Here is an 859-nt window from a genome sequence, read left to right as displayed (position 1 = left end):
CGTCGCGAAGCGTGGCCAAGAGCCGAGCCTTGGTCAGATTTCGGGCGTTTCGCGCTGCCCGAGCCATGACCAACTCACCATGCACCGGGCCGATGGCCGTGCTCAGCTCGTGGCGGAGAGGACCGCAAGAGGGTGGATGAGAGAAGAGTCGATCCCAGAGTACTCCGTCCCACCCCTGCCGAGGCGCGAGCGATGACCTCGCCGTGCTCACTCTGGACGAGGCGATGCCGCGCGCCCGTGCATCACAGGCTCGGTCGACATGGCTTCGGGGTCGAACACGAAGGCGTTCGTAGTATCCGCACATGATCATTGTGGTGTCGGGAACTCACGCGAGCGGGAAGACCTCCCTCATCGAGGCATTCACGACAGCGCAACCGCAGTTCCAAATTCTGCCGGACCCGTTCGAGACGCTTGACGAGTACCGGACCGATGCAGGCGCCGGCATCTTCTTCCAGCAGTTGGAGGTCACAGCCGCCCGGCTTCTCGAACTTTCCGATGGGCCAGTGATTGCTGAGCGCGGCCCGTTGGACTTCCTTGCCTACCTAGACGCGCTCGAGCAACTGGGGCGACCCACGCGCTCGCCCGACCATTTCCGTCGCGGAGTCGACCTGTGCATCGAAGCGATGAGGAAGGTCGATCTTGTTATCCTGCTCAACTTGGATCCTGTCCATCGCATCGACGTATCCGAGGACGAAGATCCGAATCTCCGCTCAGCAATGAACGACGCCCTGCTCGAACTCGCAGACGACGAAGCCCTGACCGGAGGGGCGGAGGTAATCGAAGTAGCAGGTGCGCCAGACACCCGCTTGGCCACGCTCGAACTAGCGGTCGTGTCCCTTCGGACTTGACCGCCTGGGCG

At 62.7% G+C, this 859-nt stretch carries 1 protein-coding gene; it reads left to right on the top strand.

Going from position 1 to position 859, the window contains the following annotated elements; genetic code table 11:
• Positions 1–302 precede the first annotated feature (302 nt).
• Positions 303–848 (top strand): AAA family ATPase, encoded by a 546-nt coding sequence (locus ABEA33_RS27275; RefSeq protein WP_345530354.1) that lies wholly within the window; start codon positions 303–305, stop codon positions 846–848.
• Positions 849–859 lie beyond the last annotated feature (11 nt).

Origin of the sequence: Nocardioides endophyticus (genome assembly GCF_039543845.1) — a bacterium.
In the GTDB taxonomy this organism is placed as follows: Bacteria; Actinomycetota; Actinomycetes; order Propionibacteriales; family Nocardioidaceae; genus Nocardioides; species Nocardioides endophyticus.
This window is presented reverse-complemented; position numbering and strand designations above follow the sequence as displayed.

What these genes read in the sequence shown, in the direction of transcription:
- ABEA33_RS27275 (WP_345530354.1), top strand. Translation starts at nt 303, where the DNA reads ATGATCATTGTGGTGTCGGGAACTCACGCGAGCGGGAAGACCTCCCTC.